The sequence below is a fragment of the Kitasatospora sp. NPDC098652 genome (genome assembly GCF_044760155.1).
In the GTDB taxonomy this organism is placed as follows: Bacteria; Actinomycetota; Actinomycetes; order Streptomycetales; family Streptomycetaceae; genus Kitasatospora.
The window spans coordinates 288,701-313,102 of the sequence record NZ_JBIWAQ010000005.1 but is presented as its reverse complement, the minus strand read 5'-3'; the positions used below and the strand labels follow the sequence as shown (position 1 = coordinate 313,102).

General features: G+C 73.3%; 27 protein-coding genes. 11 read left to right on the top strand and 16 right to left on the bottom strand.

Going from position 1 to position 24,402, the window contains the following annotated elements:
• Positions 1-389: 389 nt before the first annotated feature.
• Positions 390-872: a hypothetical protein gene (locus tag ACIQWA_RS14445; protein WP_350507657.1), complete on the top strand. Its 483-nt coding sequence runs from the start codon at positions 390-392 to the stop codon at positions 870-872.
• A 111-nt stretch (positions 873-983) separates the two neighbouring features.
• On the opposite strand, the gene ACIQWA_RS14440 is transcribed toward ACIQWA_RS14445, so the two are convergent.
• The gene (locus tag ACIQWA_RS14440; RefSeq protein WP_360225926.1) at positions 984-1,472 is read right to left on the bottom strand and encodes a MarR family transcriptional regulator; all 489 of its coding nucleotides are present in this window, start codon (positions 1,470-1,472) and stop codon (positions 984-986) included.
• A 63-nt stretch (positions 1,473-1,535) separates the two neighbouring features.
• Positions 1,536-2,822: a hypothetical protein gene (locus ACIQWA_RS14435; protein WP_402482120.1), complete on the bottom strand. Its 1,287-nt coding sequence runs from the start codon at positions 2,820-2,822 to the stop codon at positions 1,536-1,538.
• Between the two features lie 155 nt (positions 2,823-2,977).
• Between ACIQWA_RS14435 and ACIQWA_RS14430 the strand changes: the two genes are divergently transcribed.
• The gene (locus ACIQWA_RS14430; RefSeq protein WP_402482117.1) at positions 2,978-3,565 is read left to right on the top strand and encodes a DUF4291 domain-containing protein; all 588 of its coding nucleotides are present in this window, start codon (positions 2,978-2,980) and stop codon (positions 3,563-3,565) included.
• Positions 3,566-3,591: 26 nt separating this feature from the next.
• Here the strand turns inward: ACIQWA_RS14430 and ACIQWA_RS14425 are convergent, their stop codons facing one another.
• Together ACIQWA_RS14425 and ACIQWA_RS14420 are read right to left on the bottom strand one after the other, a co-directional pair.
• On the bottom strand, positions 3,592-5,268 hold the full coding sequence (locus tag ACIQWA_RS14425; RefSeq protein ID WP_402482115.1) for an RICIN domain-containing protein: 1,677 nt from the start codon (positions 5,266-5,268) through the stop codon (positions 3,592-3,594).
• A 283-nt stretch (positions 5,269-5,551) separates the two neighbouring features.
• The gene (locus tag ACIQWA_RS14420; protein ID WP_360225917.1) at positions 5,552-5,791 is read right to left on the bottom strand and encodes a chaplin; all 240 of its coding nucleotides are present in this window, start codon (positions 5,789-5,791) and stop codon (positions 5,552-5,554) included.
• A gap of 570 nt (positions 5,792-6,361) precedes the next feature.
• Here ACIQWA_RS14420 and ACIQWA_RS14415 point away from each other — a divergent pair.
• From ACIQWA_RS14415 to ACIQWA_RS14405, 3 genes are all read left to right on the top strand, one after another.
• Positions 6,362-6,604, top strand: coding sequence for a chaplin (locus ACIQWA_RS14415; RefSeq protein ID WP_402482112.1), 243 nt, complete (start codon positions 6,362-6,364; stop codon positions 6,602-6,604).
• Positions 6,605-6,714: 110 nt separating this feature from the next.
• Entirely contained in the window at positions 6,715-6,984 is a 270-nt protein-coding gene (locus tag ACIQWA_RS14410; protein WP_360225911.1) for a chaplin, read from the top strand.
• Positions 6,985-7,133: 149 nt separating this feature from the next.
• Positions 7,134-7,514, top strand: a complete 381-nt coding sequence (locus ACIQWA_RS14405) for a hypothetical protein (protein ID WP_360225908.1) — start codon at positions 7,134-7,136, stop codon at positions 7,512-7,514.
• 158 nt (positions 7,515-7,672) lie between these two features.
• On the opposite strand, the gene ACIQWA_RS14400 is transcribed toward ACIQWA_RS14405, so the two are convergent.
• Positions 7,673-8,380, bottom strand: a complete 708-nt coding sequence (locus ACIQWA_RS14400; RefSeq protein ID WP_402482107.1) for a hypothetical protein — start codon at positions 8,378-8,380, stop codon at positions 7,673-7,675.
• A 280-nt stretch (positions 8,381-8,660) separates the two neighbouring features.
• Between ACIQWA_RS14400 and ACIQWA_RS14395 the strand changes: the two genes are divergently transcribed.
• The 3 genes from ACIQWA_RS14395 (at position 8,661) to ACIQWA_RS14385 (ending at position 9,834) form a co-directional block, all read left to right on the top strand.
• Positions 8,661-9,005, top strand: a complete 345-nt coding sequence (locus ACIQWA_RS14395; RefSeq protein WP_360225902.1) for a rodlet layer protein — start codon at positions 8,661-8,663, stop codon at positions 9,003-9,005.
• 83 nt (positions 9,006-9,088) lie between these two features.
• Positions 9,089-9,433, top strand: coding sequence for a rodlet layer protein (locus ACIQWA_RS14390; protein WP_329929037.1), 345 nt, complete (start codon positions 9,089-9,091; stop codon positions 9,431-9,433).
• A gap of 134 nt (positions 9,434-9,567) precedes the next feature.
• The gene (locus ACIQWA_RS14385; RefSeq protein ID WP_360225899.1) at positions 9,568-9,834 is read left to right on the top strand and encodes a hypothetical protein; all 267 of its coding nucleotides are present in this window, start codon (positions 9,568-9,570) and stop codon (positions 9,832-9,834) included.
• A gap of 61 nt (positions 9,835-9,895) precedes the next feature.
• Here ACIQWA_RS14385 and hemB read toward each other — a convergent pair whose 3' ends face one another.
• The 7 genes from hemB to ACIQWA_RS14350 all read right to left on the bottom strand — a co-directional run bounded on the left by hemB (position 9,896) and on the right by ACIQWA_RS14350 (position 17,264).
• Positions 9,896-10,882, bottom strand: a complete 987-nt coding sequence (gene hemB / locus ACIQWA_RS14380) for a porphobilinogen synthase (protein WP_402482104.1) — start codon at positions 10,880-10,882, stop codon at positions 9,896-9,898.
• 72 nt (positions 10,883-10,954) lie between these two features.
• Positions 10,955-12,601 carry a uroporphyrinogen-III synthase gene (locus ACIQWA_RS14375; RefSeq protein ID WP_402482102.1) on the bottom strand — a complete coding sequence of 549 codons (1,647 nt, stop codon included), beginning with the start codon at positions 12,599-12,601 and terminating at the stop codon, positions 10,955-10,957.
• A gap of 73 nt (positions 12,602-12,674) precedes the next feature.
• Complete coding sequence (hemC, locus tag ACIQWA_RS14370) at positions 12,675-13,679, bottom strand: hydroxymethylbilane synthase (protein WP_360225890.1); 1,005 nt, start codon at positions 13,677-13,679, stop codon at positions 12,675-12,677.
• A 41-nt stretch (positions 13,680-13,720) separates the two neighbouring features.
• Positions 13,721-15,061, bottom strand: a complete 1,341-nt coding sequence (locus tag ACIQWA_RS14365; protein WP_402482098.1) for a glutamyl-tRNA reductase — start codon at positions 15,059-15,061, stop codon at positions 13,721-13,723.
• A gap of 25 nt (positions 15,062-15,086) precedes the next feature.
• Positions 15,087-15,983, bottom strand: coding sequence for a redox-sensing transcriptional repressor Rex (locus ACIQWA_RS14360; protein WP_360227631.1), 897 nt, complete (start codon positions 15,981-15,983; stop codon positions 15,087-15,089).
• A gap of 107 nt (positions 15,984-16,090) precedes the next feature.
• Entirely contained in the window at positions 16,091-16,825 is a 735-nt protein-coding gene (locus ACIQWA_RS14355) for a 3'-5' exonuclease (protein ID WP_360225884.1), read from the bottom strand.
• Positions 16,826-16,988: 163 nt separating this feature from the next.
• Positions 16,989-17,264, bottom strand: a complete 276-nt coding sequence (locus tag ACIQWA_RS14350; RefSeq protein WP_360225881.1) for a glutaredoxin family protein — start codon at positions 17,262-17,264, stop codon at positions 16,989-16,991.
• Between the two features lie 120 nt (positions 17,265-17,384).
• Here ACIQWA_RS14350 and ACIQWA_RS14345 point away from each other — a divergent pair, with 120 nt between their 5' ends.
• The 3 genes from ACIQWA_RS14345 to ACIQWA_RS14335 all read left to right on the top strand — a co-directional run bounded on the left by ACIQWA_RS14345 (position 17,385) and on the right by ACIQWA_RS14335 (position 21,453).
• Positions 17,385-18,452 carry an HAD family hydrolase gene (locus ACIQWA_RS14345; RefSeq protein ID WP_402482095.1) on the top strand — a complete coding sequence of 356 codons (1,068 nt, stop codon included), beginning with the start codon at positions 17,385-17,387 and terminating at the stop codon, positions 18,450-18,452.
• Between the two features lie 604 nt (positions 18,453-19,056).
• Positions 19,057-19,875 (top strand): ECF subfamily RNA polymerase sigma factor, BldN family, encoded by an 819-nt coding sequence (locus ACIQWA_RS14340; protein WP_402482440.1) that lies wholly within the window; start codon positions 19,057-19,059, stop codon positions 19,873-19,875.
• Between the two features lie 288 nt (positions 19,876-20,163).
• On the top strand, positions 20,164-21,453 hold the full coding sequence (locus tag ACIQWA_RS14335; RefSeq protein WP_402482092.1) for a DUF5667 domain-containing protein: 1,290 nt from the start codon (positions 20,164-20,166) through the stop codon (positions 21,451-21,453).
• Positions 21,454-21,574: 121 nt separating this feature from the next.
• Here ACIQWA_RS14335 and ACIQWA_RS14330 read toward each other — a convergent pair whose 3' ends face one another.
• The 4 genes from ACIQWA_RS14330 to ACIQWA_RS14315 all read right to left on the bottom strand — a co-directional run bounded on the left by ACIQWA_RS14330 (position 21,575) and on the right by ACIQWA_RS14315 (position 24,330).
• Positions 21,575-22,582, bottom strand: a complete 1,008-nt coding sequence (locus ACIQWA_RS14330) for a lysophospholipid acyltransferase family protein (protein ID WP_402482090.1) — start codon at positions 22,580-22,582, stop codon at positions 21,575-21,577.
• A 7-nt stretch (positions 22,583-22,589) separates the two neighbouring features.
• Complete coding sequence (locus ACIQWA_RS14325; RefSeq protein WP_402482087.1) at positions 22,590-23,681, bottom strand: NAD-dependent epimerase/dehydratase family protein; 1,092 nt, start codon at positions 23,679-23,681, stop codon at positions 22,590-22,592.
• A gap of 149 nt (positions 23,682-23,830) precedes the next feature.
• Positions 23,831-23,929 carry a 30S ribosomal protein bS22 gene (locus ACIQWA_RS14320; RefSeq protein ID WP_003948845.1) on the bottom strand — a complete coding sequence of 33 codons (99 nt, stop codon included), beginning with the start codon at positions 23,927-23,929 and terminating at the stop codon, positions 23,831-23,833.
• Between the two features lie 191 nt (positions 23,930-24,120).
• On the bottom strand, positions 24,121-24,330 hold the full coding sequence (locus ACIQWA_RS14315) for a helix-turn-helix domain-containing protein (protein ID WP_045699258.1): 210 nt from the start codon (positions 24,328-24,330) through the stop codon (positions 24,121-24,123).
• Positions 24,331-24,402 lie beyond the last annotated feature (72 nt).

Genomic DNA, 24,402 nt, shown 5'->3' with positions numbered 1-24,402 from the left:
CGGTCGCCCGTGGCGGTGGTGTACGGGCGGGGCCGCTGGTTGTTCCGTCACACGGACCAGTCAGACTGTGTGCACAGAGTGCGCGAGCGCTCCGGTTGTGTACAGGGGTGTGGAGAGGACTGCTGTGTGCCGCTGGTGGGTACGGCCCGCGAGTAGGCACGGCGGCGAATGACGGTAAGGAGCACGGCCGGCGGGACGCCGGTCGTGCGGGGGTCTGTCGATTCCGGCGAATTCCGGTGAGGATGGTCCGAGTGTCCGAGGCGCAGGACGGGTTCGACGAGGCAGCGGGTGGCCCCCGCAGGCCCGCCGAGACCGCACGCGGGGGTACGGGAGCGGGTACGGGTCGTGGTCGTCGCGGTGGCGAGAGGCGGGGTGAGGGACGCGTGGGGGTGACGTACAAGTACTTCGGCGCACCGGACCGCGCCACCGCCGCCAGAGTCCCCACCGCCCTCGGCCCGGGCGGACTGGGCCTGGACGCCGGCGAACTCGGCGCGCTGGGGCGGCTCGGCGACCTGATGGAGACCAGCGGCTCCCCCACCGGCCACCTCTCCACCAAGATCAAGCCGGAGACCATGAGCGCGATGGTCCTCACCGGCATCCAGGGCGTGCCGCTGCACCAGGTGCCGCCGCTGGAGCTCGTCGTCCTGCACCCCGACTACGCCGTCGTCCAACTCCCCCACAACGTGGTCGAACCGCTGCGCAAGGCGGACGAGACCGAACTCGGCGCGGCCGCCTTCATCTGGTCCACCGTCCCGGACCGCCGCGGGCCGCGGGACGCCTTCGTGATCTACAGCATGCTGCACGAGTGGCAGGACTTCGCCAACCGCCTCCACGACGCCGGGCACCAGCTGTACTGCCTGGTCTGGCCGTGAGTGTGCCGCTGACCGCCGGTCGCTGACCACTGGCCGCTGAACGCCGTTCGGGGCAACGGCGGTTGACGGTCCGTCAATCCGGTCCGCCCCGGGACCGGCTCCCGGGGCGGGTCAGCCGCGGGAGCGGCGGGCCCGGCGGACGGTGCGTTCGCTCTCGACCGGCTCCGCCAGGTGCCCGTCCACCAGCCGGGCCAGGGCCGCGACGAAGACCTCCTGCTCGGGCTGCGGCAGCGCCTCCAGCAGCTCCCGGTGGACCCGGTCGGCGATCGCGGTGCCCCGCTCGACGGCGCGCTCGCCCGCCTCGGTGACCGAGATGATCCGGGCCCGCCGGTCGGTGGCGGACGGACGGCGCTCGGCCAGGCCCGCCTTCTCCAGCTCGTCGACGGTGACCACCATGGTGGTCTTGTCCAGGTCCGCGAGCTCGGCCAGCTGGATCTGGGTGCGCTCGGCCTGCTGCGCGTGGAACAGCACGCAGTACGCGCGCGGGGTGATCCCGAGCTCGGTGAAGGCGGCCGCCATCCGGGTGGCCAGCACGTGGCTCGCGTGGTCCAGCAGGCCCGAGATGTCGCGGATCCGGCGCACGGGCGGGGTCGTCGTCATACGTCCGAGATTAGCAACGGCCCGTCTGCTGCCGGATGATCCCGTAGCCAACCAACACCGGGGTTACGGGATACCCAACTCGAACAGCGCATAGCCCGCGTACCAGCCCGCCGCGATGGCCGGCATCGCGAACAGCCCGATCAGCGAGGAGGTCCGCACCTTGCGCAGCGCCACCGCCAGACCGATGAACAGCGGGAAGGCCGGCAGCAGGTAGCGGGAGATGTTGCCGAAGATCTGGTTGCTGCTCAACGCGGTGAAGACGGTCAGTGCGGTGAAGACCCACAGCACCAGCGGCGGCCGGGCCCGCGCCAGCAGCACCAGCAGGCCGGGCAGGGCGATCAGCAGGGCGATCGCGATCAGGTCCGGCACCGGATTGGACTGCCAGAAGTCCCAGTGGCCGGTGATCACGTCCATCACCGTGCGCACCGTGGAGGCGCCGAAGTCGAAGTAGCGGTTCCAGGCGCCGCGCTGGAGCTTGAAGTAGCCGCCCCAGTCGCCCATCCGCCAGCCCACCCAGGCGACGAAGCCGAACAGGCCCCACGGGGTGATCAGCATCGCGGTCAGCGGGCGGGCCACCCCGTCGGTGCGGCGCACCAGGGCGACCAGCGCGGCGATCGACACCGCGGCGATCAGCGCGGCCGCGGTCGGCCGGTTCAGGCCCGCGACCAGGGCCAGCAGCCCGGCCGCGATCCAGCGGCGGGTCATCACGCAGTAGCAGGCCCAGGCGGACAGCGCGACGAACAGCGAGTCCGAGTAGACCGCCCACTCCACGCCCGAGCCCGGGAACAGACCCCAGATCACCGCGGCGATCACACCCGCCCGGAAGCCCCCGAGCCGCTCCGCGATCGCGAAGATCCCGGCCGCGGCGACCAGCGAGGCGAGCACCGAGACCGCTATCCCGGAGCCGTACGGACCGAGGCCGGTGACCGCGCCGACCAGCCGCATCAGCCACGGGTAGAGCGGGAAGAAGGCGGCGGAGTTCTCGTAGTAGGTGGCCAGCGGGAACCCGTGCAGCTCGATCAGCTGCGGGTCGTAGCCGTTCTCGGCGATCCGCTGGTACCAGATGCCGTCCCAGGTGCCCAGCACGTCCCAGGCGTGGGCGCCGCCACCCCGGCCGGGCTGCTTCTTCAGGTAGTCGCCGGTGTGCTCCAGCAGCATCAGGAAGACGGTCAGGCCGATCGCCTTGACCACCGCGTACGCGCCCAGCGCGGGCGCGAAGCGGTCCACCAGCGCCATGAACCGGCCGGGCGTACGGCCCGCCCGCTCCTCGACCGGCTCCCGCGGCCCGGCCACCGGCTCGGCGCTGGACGGTTCGGTGCTGGACGACTCGGTGCTCGATGCCGTGCTCATCTGCTGTGGGTACTCCCCGCCCCGCTCATGGTGTGCGCGGCTCCGGCGCAACGACGTTCCGGAGAGCCTACGGCACGCCCCCACGCCCCGCCCCGCCCCCGCCCGGCCCGGAAAACCCGTGGCGCCCGACCGTCGCCGCCCCCGACGATGCCCGCATGCCGCTCCAGCCGCCGAAGCACGAGATCCGGGCGCTCCACACCGCCGACACCCTCACCGTCTACCAGGCCTTCCCGCCCGCGATCGCCGAACCGGCGGCGGCCGAAGGGCGGTTCCCGGAGGCGTTCCAGCGGGACCGGATGACCTGGATCAAGCCCTCGTTCCTCTGGATGATGCACCGCAGCGACTGGGGCCGGAGCCCCGGACAGGAGCGGGTGCTGGCGCTGGAGATCAGCCGCGAGGGCTTCGACTGGGCGCTGGAGCGCGCCGTGCTGAGCGGCTACACCGGGCGGGTGCACGCCTCGCAGGCGGCATGGAAGCGGGAGCTGCGGCAGAGCCCGGTGCGGGTGCAGTGGGATCCGGAGCGCGGGCCGGACCTGCGGGCGCTGGAGTGGCGGACGATCCAGGTCGGGCTGCGCGGCGACGCGGTGCGGCGCTACGCGGACGAGTGGATCCGGGGGATCACGGACGTCACGGCACTGGCGGACCGGGTGCGGCGGGAGCGCGATGCCGCGCTGTTGCCGGTGGAAACGGCGTACCCGATGGGTGCGGCCGTCGCCGCCCGGTTGGGGGCGGCGACGGCCTGAGGTCAGGGGTGGGCGACGGCCAGGGCTCAGCTGTGGAGGTAGACGATGCCGAGCTTGGTGAGCTGCCAGAGCTGGGCGGGGGCGCCGGTGTCGGTGGCGAGTTCGACGTAGGGGTTGCCCTTGGCGTCGAGGGTGGCGCCGGCCGCCAGGACCTTGGTCGGGTCCGCCGAGTCGGCGATCTTGTAGCTGCCGTTGCCGGCCGGCGTGAACACCCAGTGCTGGTTGGCGCCGCCGTTGCAGCCCCACTGCTGGATCCGGGTACCGGGCGCGGTGGAGGCCGCGTTGGCGTCCAGGCACATGCCGCGGTTGCCGCTGAAGTCCGCCTCGTAGCTGCCGCCGGCCTTCGCCTCCAGGACGAAGGACTGGTTCAGCCCGCCGGTCGCCGGGTAGCTGATGGCGGCCCGGCCGTTGGTGGAGTCGCCGTAGGTGCCGCCGCCGCTGAGGTCGAGGGCGTTGCCGGTGGCCGCGTTGGTGAGCTGGTACCAGGAGCCGTCCTCGGGGGTGTCGCCGAAGGGCTTGCCGGGGGTGAGCGGCTGGATCGAGGTGGTGTTCTGCTGGTTGAGCGTGCAGTACGCCTCCGCCTGGTCGGGCCGGGCGAAGAACTGACCGAGGCAGACGCCCTCACCGCGGTAGCCGGCCACCCGCAGGTGGTACGACTGGCGGACCATGTTCATGCACAGCCCGGGGATGCCGATCTGCGAGTCGCAGCCGTTGCGGGTCCACTCGGAGAGGTTGATGACGTCCCCGTTGCTGTACTCGTACGGCGAACTCGTCCACTCCGCGCACACCTCGTGCCCGAAGGCGACCCTCCGCTGGTCCAAGTACCGTACGCCGGAAACCTGTTCGGCCGCGCCGCGAAGCGCGTCGCTGAACGTGGGGACCACCCAGTCGTGGCCCCAGGCGAGGTCCTCGGGGAAGGCCGGGCAGCCGTCGGCGATCTTGCCGAGGTAGTCGTTGCGCCGGATGTCCGGGGTGATCGGGTTGAAGTACGACTGGTAGACCAGCTGGTACGCGGAGTCGGCGTAGCCGGCCCGGCGCATGGTCTGGCGGATGTTCTGCAGCGCCGCGACCACCTTGGGCTGGACCGCCTTGGCCCGGCGGCGGATCTCGTCGCTGCCGATGGTGTCCCGGCAGCCCTGGTCCTTGGGGATCGGGAAGTACTGCGCGAGGCAGTGCATCATGATGCCGCTGAAGTCGAAGTCGTCGTTGGCGCCGATGGTGACGACGACCATCTTGACGTCGTACTTGGCCGCCGTGTCGGCGAGTTTGACGTCCTGTTTGGGCTCGCCGTAGTCGCCGCTGCCGCCACCGGTGATCTTGGCCAGTTCTGGGTCGCTGACCAGGTCGCCGGTCTGGGCACCGGAGCAGGCCAGGTCGATCGGGGTGACCCCGGGGATGTCGGTGACGAAGATCTCCGACTTGGGGTGCCGGTGGCAGTAGTTGGTGGGGGTGTCGGTCTCCGGGAAGTAGCCGTCGCCGGTGTCGGTGCCGGCGCCCTCCCCGGAGATGGCGCTGTCGCCGAGGGCGACGATGGCGGCCGGGCGGGTGGGGGCCGGGGCGGGGGCCGGGGCGCTGTCGGCGAGCGCGGCGGGGGCGCCGGCCAGGCCGAGGGCGGCGACGAGGACGCCGGTGGCGAGCAGCGCGGCGGACCGGGACGAGCCCGTTCGCGCTCGCCGCGCAGCGGACGTACGGAACCTGATCACACGCGACTCCTTGCGGGGGTGGGGGCCGCCCGGCCTGGGGTGCCGGGCGGTGCGGGGCAAGAGAGGTGCCGAAAAGGTGAGCAGGTCTCACATTCTAGGTACTGACAAGTAGTGCAACAAGGCTCGTGACAGCACCGGGAACCCGACCCCGGAACGGTGGCCCCACGGGCGGGCCCGCGCGGACGCGGGAGAACACGAGCGGACGCGCGAAAAGAGCCGCCGTTCCGCGCCCCAGGAGGGAAGCGCGGAACGGCGGCTCTCACCGGCCGAACCGGGGGTGGGTTCAGCCCAGGTTGGCGCAGTGGTTGCCGAACGCCGGGTTCAGCAGGCCGATCACGTCGACGCTGTTGCCGCACAGGTTGACCGGGATGTGAACCGGAACCTGGATCTGGTTGCCCGAGATGACACCGGGGGAACCGGCGGCAACACCCTCGGCGCCGGAGCTGGCCATGGCGGTGCCGGCGCCGGCGGCCACGATGCCCACCACGGCCGCGCCGACGGCGGCGGTCTTCTTGATGCTCATGTGAGCCTCCTGACTGTTCATACAGAGATGCACGGGGAGTGCGACATCTAGAACGAGACCCGTCCGGACCGGTTGCGAGGGTGCCCGCACTGTCACCCGTCTGGCCCAATCCGGTCACCGAGCGGCATTCGGGTGATCACCGGACCGGACCGTTTCCCCGCGCGCGTTGCCTCGTTCTCCCTCACGAAGACGATCCATCAGGCCCTGCTCAACGAATCGAGTACCGCCCATGCACAGCTCGCCCACGGCCACGTCGGCACCGCGGCCCACGGCGGGCCGGTCGACGTGGTGGGCCCCCCAGAGCCCGGCGTTCGGCGACACCGCCTGAACGCCTGACCGGGAATTCCTGGTCGCACCTCTGTCCGGACAGTTCCCGGCCGTGCGGGAAATGTTCGCGAGGTGCCGGAAGAACGCGGCGGCTGCGTCGACGCCCGAGCCACGGGCGCAACACGCCGGTGTGCGCCGCCGGAGTGACATTCACGGCAATCCCTGAACCCTTCGGGTGAGTATTCGTGCTCGCCCGTTTCCCGACATTTCCCTTCCGTCGGGGCAGAAATCGGAGGAACAGACATGCGTAACCTCAAGAAGGCCGCCGCCCTGTCGCTGGCCGCCACCGGCCTGGTGCTCGGTGCCGCGGGCGGCGCGTTCGCCAGCTCGGGCGCCGAGGGCGTGGCCGCCGGCTCCCCCGGCGTGCTCTCCGGCAACCAGATCCAGATCCCGGTGCACGTTCCGATCAACGTCTGCGGCAACAGCATCAACGTGATCGGCCTGCTGAACCCGGCGTTCGGCAACTCCTGCGCCAACGTCGGCTGAACCCGCGGTCGCCGACCCGGCGACAGCTGATTCACCCGAGCCCGTGCCGCGCCCCGCAGCGCCGGGGCACGGCACGCTCCACCCGTGTGTGATCGAGGAGATCAACCCCCATGCAGAACGTGAAGAAGGTCGCCGTCCTCTCCGCCGCCGCTGCCGGCCTGGTGCTCGGCGCGGCCGGCTCCGCCGCCGCCAGCTCGGGCGCCGAGGGCGTGGCCGCCGGTTCCCCCGGTGTCGTCTCCGGCAACCAGATCCAGGTCCCGGTGCACGTGCCGATCAACCTGTGCGGCAACACCATCAACGTGATCGGCCTGCTGAACCCGGCCTTCGGCAACAGCTGCGCCAACGTGGACATGCACCCGAAGCCCGCGGACGACTGCTGATCCCCGATCGGCACGCGTTTCGGCCGTACTGCCCCCCGACCAGCCGGCCGGGGGGCAGTTCGCTTTCTCCGGACGGGACGTCCGGAAGCTCAGGGCCCGTCCCTCGGGTTTCGCCGGGCCGGGCCCCACTCCACCGAAGGGTGAACCGCATGGTTTCGAAGAAGGGCGGGGCCGGGCTGGCCGCCGCCGTGGGCGCCGCGGTGCTGCTCGGCGCCGGTTCTGCGCAGGCCGCTCCCGCCGCGGGGCAGCAGCCCGCCGCCGGCCCGGCCACGCTGGCGAAGACCGACGTCGGGCAGGCACTGAACGGGACGACGGCCGGCCTCGGCTACGGCGTCGCGCCGATCAAGAGCCTGCGCCTGGACCCGTGGGCCAACTCCTCGGCCGACGTGCTCAACAACGGTGCGACCGTCCAGCCGGACCAGGGCCTGGCCCCGGTGGGCACCGGCACGCTGACCGGACCGCTGAGCGCGGGCGGCGGGGTCAAGGACCTCCCGCTGGTCGGCGGGCTCTCCGGCGTGCTGCCGGGCTGACCGCGGACGCGCCGGAGCCCGGCACCCCTGGCCACCAGGAGGGGTGCCGGGCTCCGGCGCGTCGGGCGGTAGCTCGCCGCCCTGCTCGGCGCTGGGCTCGGAGCCGGCCTCAGTGCTGGGCTCGGAGCCGGCCTCAGCGCTTGGGCTCGGGGCCCTGCTCAGAGCTGGGTGAGGTCGGCCAGGCCGCTCTGCTGGACGAGGCCGGTGGCGGTCGAGGTCGCCGTGCCGGTCGCGTCGGTCTGCCGCAGGACGCCGGTGGCGGTGGCCGTGGTGGTGTTGGCCAGGTCGTTCACCTCGTCGGTGACGGAGAGCCGGCGCTCGTCGCTGCCCAGGCTCGCGGTGGCCCCGGGGACGGTCTGCACGGCGCCGGGCACCAGCCGCGGGTCCACCTCGTCCACCCGGATCCGGCCGTCGGCCAGCTGGCCGGTGCCGTCGTGCACCAGGGAGAGCGGCTTGCCCACGTCCAGGCCGGGGGTCCTGGCCTGGAGCGGCGCGGCCGGGGCCTCCAGCAGCACCTGGCCGAGGTCGGCGCCCTGGTCGACCAGCGGCAACGGCAGCTGGGCCTTGGCGCTCGGGCCGACCTTGCCGGTGGCCAGCTGGGGCACCAGGTGGTCCGGGAGCAGCCCGTTGTCGGTGGTCCGGCCGGCCACCGGCGGCATGACCAGCGAGGTGGGGATGCCGGCCGTGACGTGGCTGCCCAGCGGGGTGAGCGGCACGTCCGCCGGGACCTGCTGGGTGGCCAGCTTGTCCTCCAGGGCTCCGACCTGGTCGGGGCCAACCGGGGCGGCGGAGGCCGCTCCCTGGGAGGCGAGCACGCCCGCACCGACCGCCAGCAGCATCGCGCCGGCCCGCTTGGAGAACTTCATGCTTTTCACCGTTCCTTCGAGGAGGGCTGCGGGGCCGCAGCCGGAAAGCAATCTGCGCAACGAGTGACCAGGAGTTCGGATTGCGGGCGTTAGCCGATTCGGCCTAATAATCCGACCGGAAACCACCCCCGGACGCGCCTCCCGGACTCTTTTCAAAAATCCCCGTAACCTTCCGTGCCGTCATTCTTTGATCTGGACGTCAGTGACTGCAGACCGGGTCTGAGCGTTCGACGCGTTGCTACGCACGGAAACCGAAAGCATTTCAGAGAGGGATCTCCCCATGATCCAGAAGTCCTTCGCCGCCGCCGGCCTGGCCGTCGCCGCGCTCGCCGGTGCCGCCGCTCCCGCTTCGGCCATCGGTGACGCGGACGGCGCGGCCGCCTCCATCGAGGGCAACGGCGGCACCAACTTCACCGGGACGGTCGGGAACAACAGCCCGAACTTCCACTTCCTGGACAACGCGAACATCTGCCTCCCCGAGGTCCACAACATCGCCGTCGGTGTTCTCGGTGTGGCCGTCCCGGTCGAGGTCCCGATCGCCAACAGCGGTGGCAAGCAGTACTGCACCCAGGGCCAGGGCACCCAGAGCCACGGCGACGCGGGCGTGTCCCACCTGGTCGGCTGACGCTCCCCCAGCCCACCTCCGCACCACCCCCCTGAACCACCCTCGAATCGCTCCCCGATTCACCCTTGAGAGGAAAACCGGAAATGATCAAGAAGTCCCTCGCCGCCGCCGGCCTGGCCGCCGCCGCCATCGCGATGTCCGCCGGCTCGGCTTCCGCCATCGTCGACTCGGACGGCGCCGCCACCTCCGTCCAGGGCAACGGCGGCACCAACCAGACCGGCACCCACGGCAACGGCAGCCCGAACTTCCACACCCTGGACAACGCGAACGTCTGCCTGCCGGAGGTCCACAACATCGCCGTCGCCGTCATCGGCGTCGCGGTTCCGGTCGAGGTGCCCGTCCTGAACAGCACCCCGAAGCAGATCTGCAACGTCGGCCAGAACACCCAGTCCTCGGGCGACGCGGGTGTCTCGCACCTGATCGGCTGATCAAGGGGCACGGCACGGACGGAGGGCCCGGGGAGGAGAAGCTCCCCGGGCCCTCCGGGCTTCATCGACAAGAGTCGCAGCACCAGTCAGAGGACGGGCGCCCGCGGGGGCGCCCCCACAGAGAGGGCAGATCCATGAAGAGCACGCTGGCCAAGGCCGCCCTGACCGCCACCGCCGCGCTCGCGCTCGCCGGTGCCGCCACCCCGGCGTTCGCCCACGTCGGCCTGGTGGGCGGCGGCGGCATCGTCGCCTCCGGTGAGCAGCCGTTCGTGGCCGGTGGGGGCTTCGGCGTCGGCCACACCACCAACGTCGTCGCCGGCGGCTTCGTCGGCGGCGCCGCCACCGCGACCGACCTGGTCGGCGGCGGCGAGGGCTTCGCGCACATCAACGGCTGGAAGTAGTGACGAGGAAGGCCGGGCCGCTCCCCGCGGGGGGAACGGCCCGGCCTTCCGCCGTACGGGCTCAGCCCTGCTCGAGCATCGCGGCGGCCTCGACCGCCCAGTAGGTGAGGATCTGCTCGGCACCGGCCCGGCGCAGCGAGGTCAGCGTCTCCATGATCATCCGCTCCCGGTCGATCCACCCGTTCGCGGCGGCCGCCTCGACCATCGCGTACTCGCCGGACACCTGGTACGCGGAGACCGGCACCGGGGAGGCGTCGGCGACCTGGCGCAGGATGTCCAGGTAGGCCATGGCCGGCTTGACCATCACCATGTCCGCGCCCTCGGCGAGGTCCAACTCCAGCTCGCGCAGCGCCTCGCGGGCGTTGGCCGGGTCCTGCTGGTAGGCCTTGCGGTCGCCCTTGAGCGAGGAGCCGACCGCCTCGCGGAACGGGCCGTAGAAGGCCGAGGCGTACTTGGCGGTGTAGGCGAGGATGCCGGTGTCCTGGTGCCCGGCCTCGTCCAACGCCCGCCGGACCACGGCGATCTGACCGTCCATCATGCCGGACGGGCCGACCAGGTGGACGCCCGCGTCGGCCTGCACCCGGGCCATCTCGGCGTAGCGCTCCAGGGTGGCGTCGTTGTCCACGCTGCCGTCGGCGGCCAGCACGCCGCAGTGGCCGTGGTCGGTGTACTCGTCCAGGCAGAGGTCGGACATGACCACCAGGGAGTCGCCGACCTCGGCGACCACGTCCCGGATCGCCTGCTGGAGGATGCCGTCCGGGTTGGTGCCCTCGCTGCCGGTCGCGTCCTGCACGAGCGGGACGCCGAACAGCATGACGCCGCCCAGCCCGGCCTCGGCCGCCTCGACGACGGCCTTGCGCAGGGTGTCGCGGGTGTGCTGGACCACGCCCGGCATCGAGGTGACCGGGACGGGCTCGCTGACGCCCTCGCGGACGAACAGCGGCAGGATCAGCTCCGCCGGGTGCAGCCGGGTCTCGGCGACCAGCCGGCGCATCGCCGGGCTCTGCCGCAGTCGACGGGGGCGAACGTACGGGAATTCAGCGGACACGGCTTCTCTCTCCGAACGGTTGTGCAGCGCTGGGGGCGACGAACCGCCGCCCCCAGCAGCATGGTTGAGGGCTCAGCGGGCCTTGCGGCGGGATCCCGGACGGCGCTCGCTGGGCCGGTAGACCGGCTCGCCCGCGGCCGTCGCGGTGTCCCGGCGCTTGGCCCCGAAGTCTGCCAGCGCCTGGGCCAGCGCGGCCGCCGACGGCGCCGGGGCCATCACGTCGACCCGCAGGCCGTGCTCCTCGGCGGTCTTGGCGGTGGCCGGGCCGATGCAGGCGATGACCGTGACGTTGTGCGGCTTGCCGGCGATGCCGACCAGGTTCCGCACGGTCGAGGACGAGGTGAACAGCACCGCGTCGAAGCCGCCGCCCTTGATCGCCTCGCGGGTCTCGGCCGGCGGCGGCGAGGCGCGCACCGTCCGGTACGCCGTCACGTCGTCGACCTCCCAGCCGAGCTCGACCAGGCCGGCGACCAGGGTCTCGGTGGCGATGTCGGCGCGCGGCAGCAGCACCCGGTCGATCGGGTCGAAGACCGGGTCGTACGGCGGCCAGTCCTCCAGCAGCCCGGCCGCGGACTGCTCCCCGGAGGGCACCAGGTCCGGCTTCACGCCGAAGTCCACCAGGGCCTGCGCGGTGGTCTCGCCGACCGCCGCGACCTTGATCCCGGCGAACGCCCGGGCGTCCAGGCCGTACTCCTCGAACTTCTCCCGGACCGCGCGGACGGCGTTCACCGAGGTGAAGGCGATCCACTCGTAGCGTCCGGTGACCAGGCCCTTGATGGCCCGCTCCATCTGCTGCGGGGTGCGCGGCGGCTCGACCGCGATGGTCGGCACCTCCTGCGGCACCGCGCCGTACGAGCGCAGCTGCTCGGACAGGCCGTGGGCCTGCTCCTTGGTGCGCGGCACGAGGACGTTCCAGCCGAACAGCGGCTTGGTCTCGAACCAGGAGTGCGAGGCCCGGTGGGCGACCTGCTCGCCCACCACGGCTATCACCGAGGTCGCCGGGTCCACCGGGGCGGAGACCGGCGAGGGCAGCACCCGGGCGACCTTGAGGTCGGCCGCGATGGTGGCCAGCGTGGAGGTGAAGGTCCGCTGGCGGGTGGTGGTGCCGGACAGCGTGGCGCTCAGCGCCGAGTCCGGCTTGCGACCGTTGGAGACCAGCGCGCTCGCGGTGGCCGGCAGCTGGCCCAGGGTGGTGCGGACCACCAGGGTGGTCTCCGGCGCGCCCAGGTCGACCGGGGCGCCGGACAGCAGCTGGCCGCCGTCCACGAACCGGACGTCGGTGCCGGCCGCGCCGCGCAGCGGGACGCCCGCGTAGGCCGGGACGCCGACCGACTGGGCGACGCCCGGGATCACCTCGAAGGGGATCCCGTCGCCCGCGCAGCTGAGCATCTCCTCGGCGGCGCAGCCGTCCAGGCCCGGGTCGCCGTCGACGGTGCGGACCACGTGCTTGCCGGCCCGGACGGCCTCGGCGACCAGCTTGGCCAGGTCGAAGTCGGCGCCCTCGGCGGCCGGGGCGTGCACCTGCACGCCGGCCGGACAGTGGGTGCGCACGGCGGCCGCGGTCAGCGGGTCGGCGACCAGGACGTCGGCCGAGGACAGCACCTCGACCGCGCGCAGGGTCAGCAGCCCCGGGTCCCCGGGACCGGCTCCCAGGAAGGTGCACCGTCCGGTGGGCCGGCCGGCCGGGAAGAGGGCGTCGGTGGCGGCGGTGGTGCTCATGCGCCCACCTCGCTGCGCTCGGCGGTCTCTTCGCGAAACGCGCACCTCGTCATGATTCGCTCGCTTCGCTCACTCATCGGGCTCGCTCCCCCATCAGGGTGGCCGCGCCCGCGTCGAGCAGCCGGGCGGCCAGGGCGTGGCCGAGGGCCCGCGCCTGCTGCTCGGCGGTCTCGTCGAGGACGATCGGACCGTTGGCGGACATCTTCAGCAGGGCGGTGCCGTCGGGATCGCCGACCACACCGTCCAGCCGCAGTTCGTACTCCCGGCCCCAGGTGGCCAGTGCGGCCACCGGAGCCGAGCAGCCGGCCTCCAGGGTGGCCAGCAGGGCGCGCTCGGCGGCCACGGCGACCCTGGTGGGGGCGTGGTCCAGCGCGGCGAGCGCGGCGGTCAGCTCCGTGTCGGCGGCGGCGCACTCGATCGCGAGCGCGCCCTGGCCGGGGGCCGGGATCATCAGCTCGGGGTCGAGGTGCTGGGAGATCTCGGCGCTGCGGCCGAGCCGGTTGAGGCCGGCCGTGGCCAGCACCACGGCGTCCAGCTCGCCGGCGGTCACGTAACCGATCCGGGTGTCCACGTTGCCGCGGATCGGGACGGTCTCCAGCTGGGCGCCGCGGGCCCGGGCCCAGGCGTTCAGCTGGGCCATCCGGCGCGGCGAGCCGGTGCCGATCCGGGCCGGGCGGCCGGCTCCGGCCAGCTTCTCCACCAGTTCGTCCAGGGCCAGGCCCTCGGCCGCGACCAGGGCGTCCCGGACGTCCTCGCGGGCGGGGACGGCGGCCAGCGCCAGGCCCTCGGGCGCGGCGGTGGGCAGGTCCTTGAGCGAGTGCACGGCGAAGTCGATCCGGCCCTCCAGCAGGGCGTCCCGCAGTGCGGAGACGAACACGCCGGTGCCGCCGATCTGGGCGAGCGCCTCCCGCGAGGTGTCGCCGTAGGTGGTGATCTCGACCAGCTCGACGGGGCGGCCGGTGAGCCTGGTCACCTCGCGGGCGACCATGCCCGACTGGGCCATGGCGAGCGGGCTGCGCCGGGTGCCGAGCCGCAGGGCGGCGTCCGGAGCCTGCTCGGTGAGCGGTTGACCATTCATGAGGTGATCGTCCCGGTGGTACTCGTGGGATGGCTGACGGTTCATCTGGTGCCCCCGGCCGAAGGCTGGGAACGGCCGCCGACGGGCGTACCCGAAACGGCGTGCACGGCCGCCGGGTCGAGGTCGAACAGCTCGCGCAGGGCGTCCGCGTAGGACGCGCCGCCGGGCTCGGCGGCCAGCTGCTTCACCCGGACGGTCGGGGCGTGCAGCAGCTTGTCGACGACGCGGCGGACGGTCTGGGTGATCTCGGCGCGGGAGCGCTCGTCCAGGTCGGGCAGCCGGGAGTCCAGCCGGCCCAGCTCGGCGGCGACCACCTCGGAGGCCATCGCCCGCAGCGCGACCACGGTCGGCGCGATCCGGGCGGCCCGCTGGGCGGCGCCGAAGGCCGTCACCTCGTCGGAGACGATCCGGGTGACCTCGTCGACGTCGCCGGCGCCGGGGCTGGCGGCGTGCGCGTGGGAGAGGCTCTCCAGGTCGACCAGCAGGGCGCCGTCCAGCTCGTGCACGGCGTGGTCGACGTCGCGCGGCATGGCGAGGTCGAGCAGCGCCAGCGGCTCGGGAGCGGTGCGCACGGCGACCGCGGCGGCGACGTCCTCGGCCCGGACCACCACGCCGGCCGCGCCGGTGCAGGAGATCACCAGGTCGACGTCGGCCAGCGCCTGCGGCACCTTGTCGAGGTCCAGGGTGCGGGCCACGTCCGGGCCGAGGATCTCCACCAGGCGCTCGGCACGGGCCGGCGTGCGGTTGGCGATCAGCAGGTCGGTGACCCCGGAGCGGACCAGGGTGGCGGCGGCCAGCGAGCTCATCGAGCCGGCCCCGACCACCAGCGCGCGCTTGCCCGCGATCTCGCCCGCGCCCGCGGCGACCTGCTCCAGGCCGAAGGTGACCAGCGACTGGCCGGCCTTGTCGATCCCGGTCTCGCTGTGCGCCCGCTTGCCGACCCGCAGGGCCTGCTGGAACAGCTCGTTCAGGCCGCGCCCGGCGGTGTGCTCCTCCTGGGCCTTGGCCAGCGCGTCGCGCAGCTGGCCGAGGATCTGGCCCTCGCCGACCACCATCGAGTCCAGGCCGCAGGCCACCGAGAACAGGTGGTGGACGGCACGGTCCTCGTAGTGGACGTACAGGTGGGAGGTCAGCTCCTCCAGGTCCACCCCGCTGTGGTGGGCCAGCAGCAGCGACAGCTCGGCGACGCCGCCGTGGAACTTGTCCACGTCCGCGTACAGCTCGATCCGGTTGCAGGTGTTGAGCAGGGCGGCCTCGGCGACGGTCGAGGACGCGGCCGCGTCGTGCAGCAGCCGGGTCGGGACCTCGCCGGTCAGCGCGGCGCGCTCCAGCACGCCGACCGGTGCCGTCCGGTGGCTCAGTCCGACGACGAGAAGACTCATGCCCGCCCCCCACAGCTCTCGGTGTTCACGCCGGCATCACCGCGGACAGCTCGCCCTCGCCGCCCTTGGCGGGCTTGCCCTTGGCCGACGGCTCGGCCGGCTCCTTGGCCGCCGGCTCGGTGCCGGTGCGGCCCTTGCCGCTGCCGCCGGCCGCCCGGCGCAGCTTGGCCGCGGCCGCGCGGACCGGGCCGGGGGCGCGGTCCAGCACCGACTCGGTGCGGTCGGGCTCCTCGCCGGCCTTGCGCTGCTCGTGGAAGGCGAGGATCTGCAGCTCGATGGAGAGGTCCACCTTGCGCACGTCCACGCCGTCCGGGACGGTCAGCACGGTCGGGGCGAAGTTCAGGATGCTGGTGACGCCCGCCTCGACCAGTCGGTCGCAGACCTGCTGGGCGGCGCCGGGCGGGGTGGTGATCACACCGATCGAGACGTGCTGGCTCTCGACGATCGACTCCAGCTCGTCCATGTGGCGCACCGGCAGTCCGGCCGCGGTGGAACCGACCACGTTCGGGTCAGCGTCCAACAGGGCGGCGACCCGGAAGCCGCGGGAGGCGAACCCGCCGTAGTTGGCGAGGGCGTGGCCGAGGTTCCCGATGCCGACGATGACGACCGGCCAGTCCTGGGTCAGGCCCAGCTCGCGGGAGATCTGGTAGACGAGGTACTCGACGTCGTAGCCGACGCCCCGGGTGCCGTAGGAGCCGAGGTAGGAGAAGTCCTTGCGCAGCTTGGCCGAGTTCACGCCGGCCGCGGCGGCCAGCTCCTCGGAGGAGACGGTCGGCACCGAGCGCTCGGAGAGCGCGGTGAGGGCCCGCAGGTAGAGGGGGAGGCGGGCGACGGTCGCCTCCGGGATGCCCCGGGCACGCGCGGGTCGGCGCGCGGCGCCCTGGTCGGGCGTCTGCGAACTGCTCTGTGGTGATCGGCCGATTGCCACGGTGCTCCTGTGGGTGAAGCTGGGCTTTGGCAGCCAGGCTAAGCGTTTGTGAACGTGTGCACAAAGATGGTGTCCGATTTGTCCCGGCACAGTGACACGCATCACGCCGATGAGCTCATAGCACCGGCCTGCGTCAGGACCACTTCCGGGGCCTGGGCGCCGGGCAGCCAGGGGCCGTACGGCGCCTCCCGGCGCAGTAGTGGCACGGTACCGCCGGACGGCCGGGAACGGGCCCGGCCCAACCGCGGCCAGGGCACCCGGGCGGCCTCGCGCAGCGGCCCGGTCCAGTCGTCCGGCGGACAGGACGGGACGCCCGCGCAGTGCCTCAGCAGCTCCGCCGTCACCCGGGCGTCGCCCAGCGCGGTGTGCGCCGGGAACCAGCCCAGACCGGCCGCCTCCGCGCAGGCCGCCAGGCCCTGGCCGCGGGCCTCCGGCAGGTGGGCGCCGGCCAGCCGCATCGTGCACAGCAGGGGGACGGGCGGCAGCGGCACCCCGATCCGGGCGAACTCGCGCTCCAGGAAGGCGTGGTCGCAGCTGACGTGGTGACCGACCAGCACCCGGCCGGCCAGCAGCTCCAGCAGCCGGGGGGCGATCTCCCGGAAGCGGGGCGCACCCTCGATGTCGGCCTGGCGTATCCGGTGCACATGGGTCGGGCCGACCGGGCCCAGCGGGTCCAGCAGGGTGGCGAACTCGCCCTCGGGGCGGAGCCGCTCGTCCAGCAGCACCACCGCGACCTCGACCACCCGGTGCCGCCACGGACTGCGGCCGGTCGCCTCCACGTCCACCACGGCGAAGCCCGGGGCTGCGGGCAGCGCGGGGGTCGGACGGGGAAGCATGGCGGCACTCCTCGTGTGCTCAGCCCCCCACGGGCGCAAACGCGTTCGATCGTAAGCCGACCCAGGCGCCCGGCCCCACGCCGGAACGGAGTGTCTTCGGCAACGATTCGGCGAAGCTCCCCCGCCGGTCGGCGGGGGAGGTGGTGCACGCACGGACCCTTCCTCAGCCGCCCAGGGCCTTGCGCAGGCGCTTCTCGTCGACCCGCCAGAAGTCGTGCTGGCGGCCGTCGACCAGGGTGACCGGGATCTGCTCCCAGTAGCGGCGGTACAGCTCCTCGTCCCGGGTGATGTCCTGCTCCTCGAAGGCCGCGCCCAGCTCCGCCGCCACCCGGACGATCACCTCCCGGGCCTCGTCGCACAGGTGGCAGCCGGGCTTGCCGACCAGGGTCACGGTACGGGCCGCCGGCTCGGGGCTCTTGCGTCGCAGCAGTGGGCTCACCTGCTCATTGTCGTCCACCCGCCCGCCCGCCTCCGGGGCGGTGGCCGCCCGGCAGCTGTTCACCGCACGGGCACGGCTCCGTCACGGCCGCTCCCCGCCCGGCTGGCTATGCTCGGTGGCATGGCCGTGCTCCGAAGGCTCACCAAGGCGAGACGCTCCACCACCGAGCGGAGCGCCCTGGCGGGCGAGGCCGCGGCAGCGGCGGCCGAGGCCGCGCTGCGCGCCGAACCGCTGCTCGCCGAACCGCTGCTCGCCCCCGCGACGGACGCCCCGGCGGCCGACGCCCCGGTGGCGCAGGAACCCGGGGCGGAGGAGACCGGGGCGGCCCCCGCCCCCGCGGGGAGCCCGGCACCCGGCCGGCCGGGGAAGACCCCCAAGGCCCCGGCCGGGAACCACACCCCGGACCGGGACGACCCGCGCGCCGCCGCCTTCTTCGACTGCGACAACACCATCCTGCGCGGCGCCGCGATCTTCTACCTCGGCGTCGGCCTCTACCGCCACGGCTTCCTCACCCGCCGCGACATCGCCCGCTTCGCCTGGCAGCAGGCGCTCTTCCGGCTGCACGGCACCGAGGACCCGGACCACATCTCGGACGCCCGCAACACCGCCCTGGGCCTCGTGGCCGGCAAGCGCACCGCCGACCTGGAGGTGATCTGCGAGGAGGTCTTCGAGCAGGTCGTCGCCGACAAGATCTGGCCGGGCACCCGCGCCCTGGTCCAGATGCACCTGGACGCCGGCCAGCGGGTCTGGCTGGTGACCGCCGCCCCGCTGGAGGTGGCCCGGATCATCGCCCGGCGGCTCGGCATGACCGGCGCGCTGGGGACCGTCGCGGAGGCCCGGGACGGCCACTACACCGGCCGGCTGGTCGGCGACCTGCTGCACGGCCCGGCCAAGGCCGCCGCGGTGAACGCGCTGGCCCGGCGCGAGCGGCTGGACCTGGACCGCTGCGCGGCCTACAGCGACTCGGCCAACGACATCCCGATGCTCTCGCTGGTCGGCCACCCCTACGTGGTGAACCCGGACGGCGCGCTGCGGCGGCACGCCCGGGCGCAGGGGTGGCGGGTGCGCGACTTCCGGACCGGGCGCAAGGCGGCCCGGGTGGGCCTGCCGGCGGCGGCCGCGCTCGGGGTGCTGGCCGGCGCGGCGGCGGCCGGGGTGGCGCTGCGGCGCCGCCGTCGGCGCGGCTGAACTCCGCCCATCCCCTCTCCCGCCCCGGACCGAACTCCGGCTGAACGTCCCGCCGTTCGGCCTCGGACGGCCGCCCACGGAACCGTTTCTGCCCCTCCCCCGTGCGGGTGAGAGGGCGTCAATCAGCGGCCTGACCTGGCCCCTCGTACGGGCGAACTCCCGGCTCCGACACGGCCGTCCGGGCCGGTCGTGCGAACTTGTCACCCGGTGACCGGTTCTGATCGTTCGCCAGGCCGGGAAAGTCAGGGGTTGCGGAGCCCCAAGGCTGGGAAACCGCCCGCAGTACCGCCGAATTGGTCACCCTGGGCGCCCGAACGGTCACGTTGAGCCGGATGAACGCCGACACCTCCGGTCAGTGTCAGCCGAATATGCGCAACAAATGGATCCCAAACGACCACTTCGACCACACGGTGTAGCTGTCATTGCACAAAGCGTTATTCTCTCCTGGATGCACGTCACCCATGCGTCCCGCTCGAACGGATGCCATGGGGAGTGCTCTCCGCGCAGGCGGAGGTGATCCGTCCACAGTTCTGCCTCTGGGAGTCCCGTGTACCCACCCGTCCGGAACGACGCGCCTGCACCCTCCCGCCCGTCGTCCGCGCCCCTGCGCCCCCGCACCGGCCTCCGCGGCCGCCCGGCCGAGCGGCAGATCTCCACCGGCCTGGACCTGCTGCGCACCCTGCTCCGCAGCCAGCTCGCCGCCTCGCCCCAACTCGTGCCCGCCGGCGCGCCGTTCGGCCACCAGCACGGCCCCGGCATCGCGCTGCGCACCACCGCCGCCGGCTCCACCGGCACCGGCTCGCGCGGCCGCACCGGCAGCACCGGCGTCGGCCGCAGCCGTACCCGCACCGCGCCGAGCCCCGGCTACGAGACCGAGCACAACCCGATCATGGAGCTGGTCGAGCGGGCCCAGGCCGGCGAGAGCGAGGCCTTCGGCCGGCTCTACGACCACTACGCGGACACCGTCTACCGCTACATCTACTACCGGGTCGGCAGCCGGGCCACCGCCGAGGACCTCACCAGCGAGACCTTCCTGCGCGCGCTGCGCCGGATCGGCACCTTCACCTGGCAGGGCCGCGACTTCGGCGCCTGGCTGGTCACCATCGCGCGCAACCTGGTCGCCGACCACTTCAAGTCCAGCCGGTTCCGGCTGGAGGTCACCACCGGCGAGATGCTCGACTCCAACGAGTGCGAGCGCAGCCCGGAGGAGTCGGTGCTGGAGTCGCTCTCCAACGCCGCCCTGCTGGACGCGGTGCGCCGGCTCAACCCCCAGCAGCAGGAGTGCGTGACGCTGCGCTTCCTCCAGGGGCTGTCGGTGGCCGAGACGGCGCGGATCATGGGCAAGAACGAGGGCGCGATCAAGACCCTCCAGTACCGCGCCGTGCGCACCCTCGCCCGGCTCCTGCCGCCCGACGCGCGGTGAGGCGGCGGTGACCGAGGGAGCGATAGGGCCCCGGCGGGGCCCGACCCGGCACCGGCCCGAGGGCCCGTCACCACTGCCACCCGGCCGACACGTCCGGGTGAACGGTCGGTCCGATGATCAGCCGTGCGTAACCGACCGCCCGTACCGCTCGTTGGCCAGCGTGCAAGCCCCCACCAGGCATACGGTCAAGCCGAATTGTGACCTATCACCCGATGGAGTGGCTTTGGCCCGCCGGGGCAACCGTCCGGCAGGCCGGGGTGTCGACAACGACGAAGGGAGGTGTGGCCCGTGACGGCAAACGTGCTGGAGCACCGACGGGCGAAGGCCTTCGCCGAGGCGCTGGAGGCCCACCAGGCGGAGCAACGCCGCGCGGCCACCGCCGAATCGGCCAACACCACTGCCGCCGAGTCCGGTTCGGTGGCGATGGCCGAACTGGTGGGTCTGGCCGACGCGCTGGGGGCACTGCCCGGACCAGCCCTGGACCGGGAGGTCCGGACGGTCCAACGCGCTCAGCTGATGGCCGCGTTCGAGCAGGCCTTCGCGGGCGGGCCGGGCGCCGCGGTGCCCCGCCAGCGCCGCCACCGGGCGATCCGGACGGCGCCGCGCGGCCGGTGGAGCCGCCGCTTCGCGATCGGCGGACTGGTCGCCGGGCTCGCCGTCGGCAGCCTGGCCGGCGCGGCCGCCGCAAGCACCAACGCCCTCCCCGGGGACACGCTGTACGGCATGAAGCGCGGTCTCGAAGGGCTCCGGCTCGACCTCGCGGACTCCGACTCGGAGCGCGGCGAACTGCTGCTCGGCAACGCCGCCACCCGGCTCGGCGAGGCCAACGCCCTGGTCGGGCAGGCCGGATCGACCACCGGGCTCAGCCCCGGCACGGTCGACCGGGTCCGCCGCGCGCTGGACGACATGCACGCCGACGCCCTCAAGGGCCGCGAACTGCTGCGTTCGGTCTACCGCAGCAACGGCTCGCTGGGCCCGATGCGCGCGCTGGCCGGCTTCGCCCACGACGAGGACGGCCGCTGGAGCGAGCTGCAGGGCCGGCTGCCGGTCCAACTCACCGAGCAGGCCCACCTGGTGAACCAGCTCTTCGACGACATAACCGAGGACGTCGCGCCCCTGCGCCTGGCCCAGCCCCCCGCCAAGAGCGGTGGACCGGGCGGCACCGGAGCGGGCGGCGACTCCTCCTCGACCGGCTCCCCGGCCGGTGCCGGTCCCGACGGCTCCGGCGCCGCACCCGGCTCCGCGCAGCCCCAGGGCGGCACGGGCAGCCGCCCCGGCACCGACCGCGCCCCGGACACCACCGGCAACGGCAGCACGGCCGGCGGCGGGGCCAAGGGCGGCGGACTGCCGAGCACCCTGCCCAGCAGCGCCCCGGACGCCGTCAACGGTCTGGTCGGCGACCTCACCAGCGGGCTCACCGGCAACCGGCCCTCGCCGAGCGCCGACGCGGCCCCGCCGAAGGCGCCCCAGCCGCCGTCCGGCGCGCCCAGCACGCCGAGCGGCGCCCAGCAGGGCGTGGACGTGCCTCCGCTGATCCCCGGCCTGCTGCCCGGGCTGCGGATCCTCGGCGGGAGCTGAGCGAGGCGGTGAGGGCCCGGCGGAACGCGTTCCGCCGGGCCCTCACCGCGTCAGGTCCGCGAAAAGACGATCAGAAGAACGCCGGCCTCAGAGGAACACCGGCCTCGGAAGACGCCGGCGCCTAGAAGAACACCGATCGCCGCTGCACCAGCAGCTGGTACAGGGTGTGCTGGATGGTCTCCCGCACCTCGTCGGCCAGGTCGAAGACCAGCATCGGGTCGTCCGCCGCCTCCGGCGGGTGGCCGTCGGTGGCGATCGGCTCGCCGAAGCGGATCGTCCACTTGGTCGGCAGCGGCAGCATCCCGAGCGGCCCCAGCCACGGGAAGGTCGGCGTGACCGGCACGTACGGCAGGCCGAGCAGCCGGGCCAGCGTCTTCACGTTGCCGATCATCGGGTAGGTCTCCTCCGCCCCGACGATCGAGCAGGGCACGATCGGTACCCCCGCGCGCAGCGCCGAGGAGACGAAGCCGCCGCGGCCGAAGCGCTGGAGCTTGTAGCGCTCGGAGAACGGCTTGCCGATGCCCTTGAAGCCCTCCGGCCAGACCCCGACCAACTCGCCCCGCTCCAACAGCGCCTGGGCGTCCTCGTTGCAGGCCAGGGTGTGGCCGGCCTTGCGGGCCAGCTCGTTGACGCCCGGCAGCACGAAGACCAGGTCGGCCGCGAGCATCCGCAGGTGCCGGCGGTGCGGGTGGTGGTCGTGGATGGCCACCTGGGTCATCAGGGCGTCCAGCGGGATGGTGCCGGAGTGGTTGGCGACGATCAGGGCGCCGCCCTCGGCCGGGACGTGCTCGATCCCCTGGACGTCGATCCGGAAGTACTTCTCGGCCAGCGGGCGCAGCAGCGAGAGCAGCACCTCCTCGGTGAGCTCCCGGTCGAAGCCGAACTCGTCGACCTCGTAGTCGCCGGTGATCCGACGGCGCAGGAAGGCCAGTCGCTCGGTGGCCCGGCCCTCCCAGCCCTTGCCGAACAGCCGGGTGGCCGCCGGGCCGAGCTGCCCGGACAGCGCCCCGCCGACGGCCCCGGCGAGCCGGTCGGCCAGGCCGGGGCCCTCCGGCGAGCTCCAGCTGGGGGCGGACTCGATCGGGATGACCTTGGCCTCGCCCGGCGCGTTCTCGGCTGCGGCACTCATCGCGGGTTCAGCTCCTCGGGCGGCGGGTCGGTACGGCGTCGGTGGCCCCTTCGGGGCCGAGCAGGGCGGTCAGCCGGTCGGTGACGGCGGCCAGCCGCTCCGGCGGCAGCAGGCCGGGGCCCAGGGCGGCGGCGAAGTCGGCGAAGGCCTCCGGCGTGCTGAACGCCGGACGGTAGCCGAAGGTCTCCCGCAGCCGCGTGGTGTCCACCACCCGGCCGTGGGTGAGCAGCCGCAGCTGTTCCGGCGAGACGTCCACCAGCCGGGTCTGCCGGGCCAGTACGGCCATCCAGCTGACCGCGGGCAGCAGCAGCGGCAGGGTCGGGCGGCCGAGCCGGCGGGCGCACTGGGAGAGCAGCAGCACGCCCTCCCCCGCCACGTTGAAGGTGCCGGTGTTGACGGTGCCGGGCTCGGGCTCGCCGACGGCCCGGCAGAGCACCGCGACGGCGTCGTCCTCGTGCACGAACTGCAGCCTGGGGTCGTAGCCGAGCACGGTCGGCAGCACCGGCAGCGCGAAGTACTCGCTGAGCGGGGTGTCGGCGCCCGGGCCGACGATGTTGGCGAAGCGCAGCACCGTCACCGCGACGTCCGGGCGGCGCCGGGCGAAGCCGCGGACGTAGCCCTCCACCTCGGCCGCGTCCTTGGCGAAGCCGCCGCCGGGCGGGTCCTTCGGCTGGATCCGCTCGCTGAACACCGCCGGGTCGCGGGGCGCGGAGCCGTAGACGCCGGTGGTGGACTTCACCACCAGCCGGCGCACCCCGGGCGCCTTCTGGCAGGCGCCGAGCAGCTGCATGGTGCCGATGACGTTGGACTCCTTCACCGCGGAGCGGTTGGTGGAGCCCAGACCGGTGGCGCTGACGCTCAGGTGCACCACGGTGTCCACCCGGTGCTCGGCGATCACCCGGGAGACCGCGGGGCGGCGCAGGTCGAGCTGGTGGAAGGTGTACGGGGCGGCCGGTCCGTCCGGCTCCTCGACCGGCAGCCGCGGCGGCTGCACGTCCACGCCGACGACCCGGTCCACCCCCGGACGGCGACGGACCTCGGCGGCGAAGCGGGCACCCAGATGGCGTGCCACGCCGGTGACGAGCACGACCACGCCCACGGTGCTGCACCCCATTCCCTCGGCCCGAGCGGCTGCGTGCACCGTACCGCGCCGCCCCACCGGGCCGTGAAACGACACCGCCCGCCCAGGCCGCGAGGGCCTGGACGGGCGGTGGAAGCGCTGGGCGCGCTGGGCGCGGCCGGGGGCGCTTACTTCTTGTTGCGACGCTGAACGCGGGTCCTCTTCAGAAGCTTGCGGTGCTTCTTCTTGGCCATACGCTTGCGACGCTTCTTGATGACAGAGCCCACGGAACAACCCTCGCTCACTGAGACTCTCGTCCGTGAGAGACGGAGTCCATACGACTGACGTGAGGGCCTAGCCTACCGTCCGCGTGGGCCGGGCCGTAATCGCGCTCCCCCGAAGCAGGAAACTCGCGGGAAATCCGGGGCGAACGGGGACGGATCCACGGGCTGTGGACCCGCCCCGGCCGACCCCGGTGCTACGCGCTCTCGAGCCGCACGTACGACTCCTTGAGGTACTCGTGCACCGCCTGCTGGGGCACCCGGAAGGACCGTCCGACCCGGATGGCCGGCAGCTCTCCGCTGTGCACCAACCGGTACACGGTCATCTTGGACACCCGCATGACCGCGGCCACCTCGGCCACGGTCAGGAAGACGACTTCCTGCAGGGGACGCTCGACGGAACTCATGACCATCACCCGACCCTTACCCGTGTGCAAGGCACCGGCTTCCCCTCCGGTGACTCCACCGGCACACGTGTA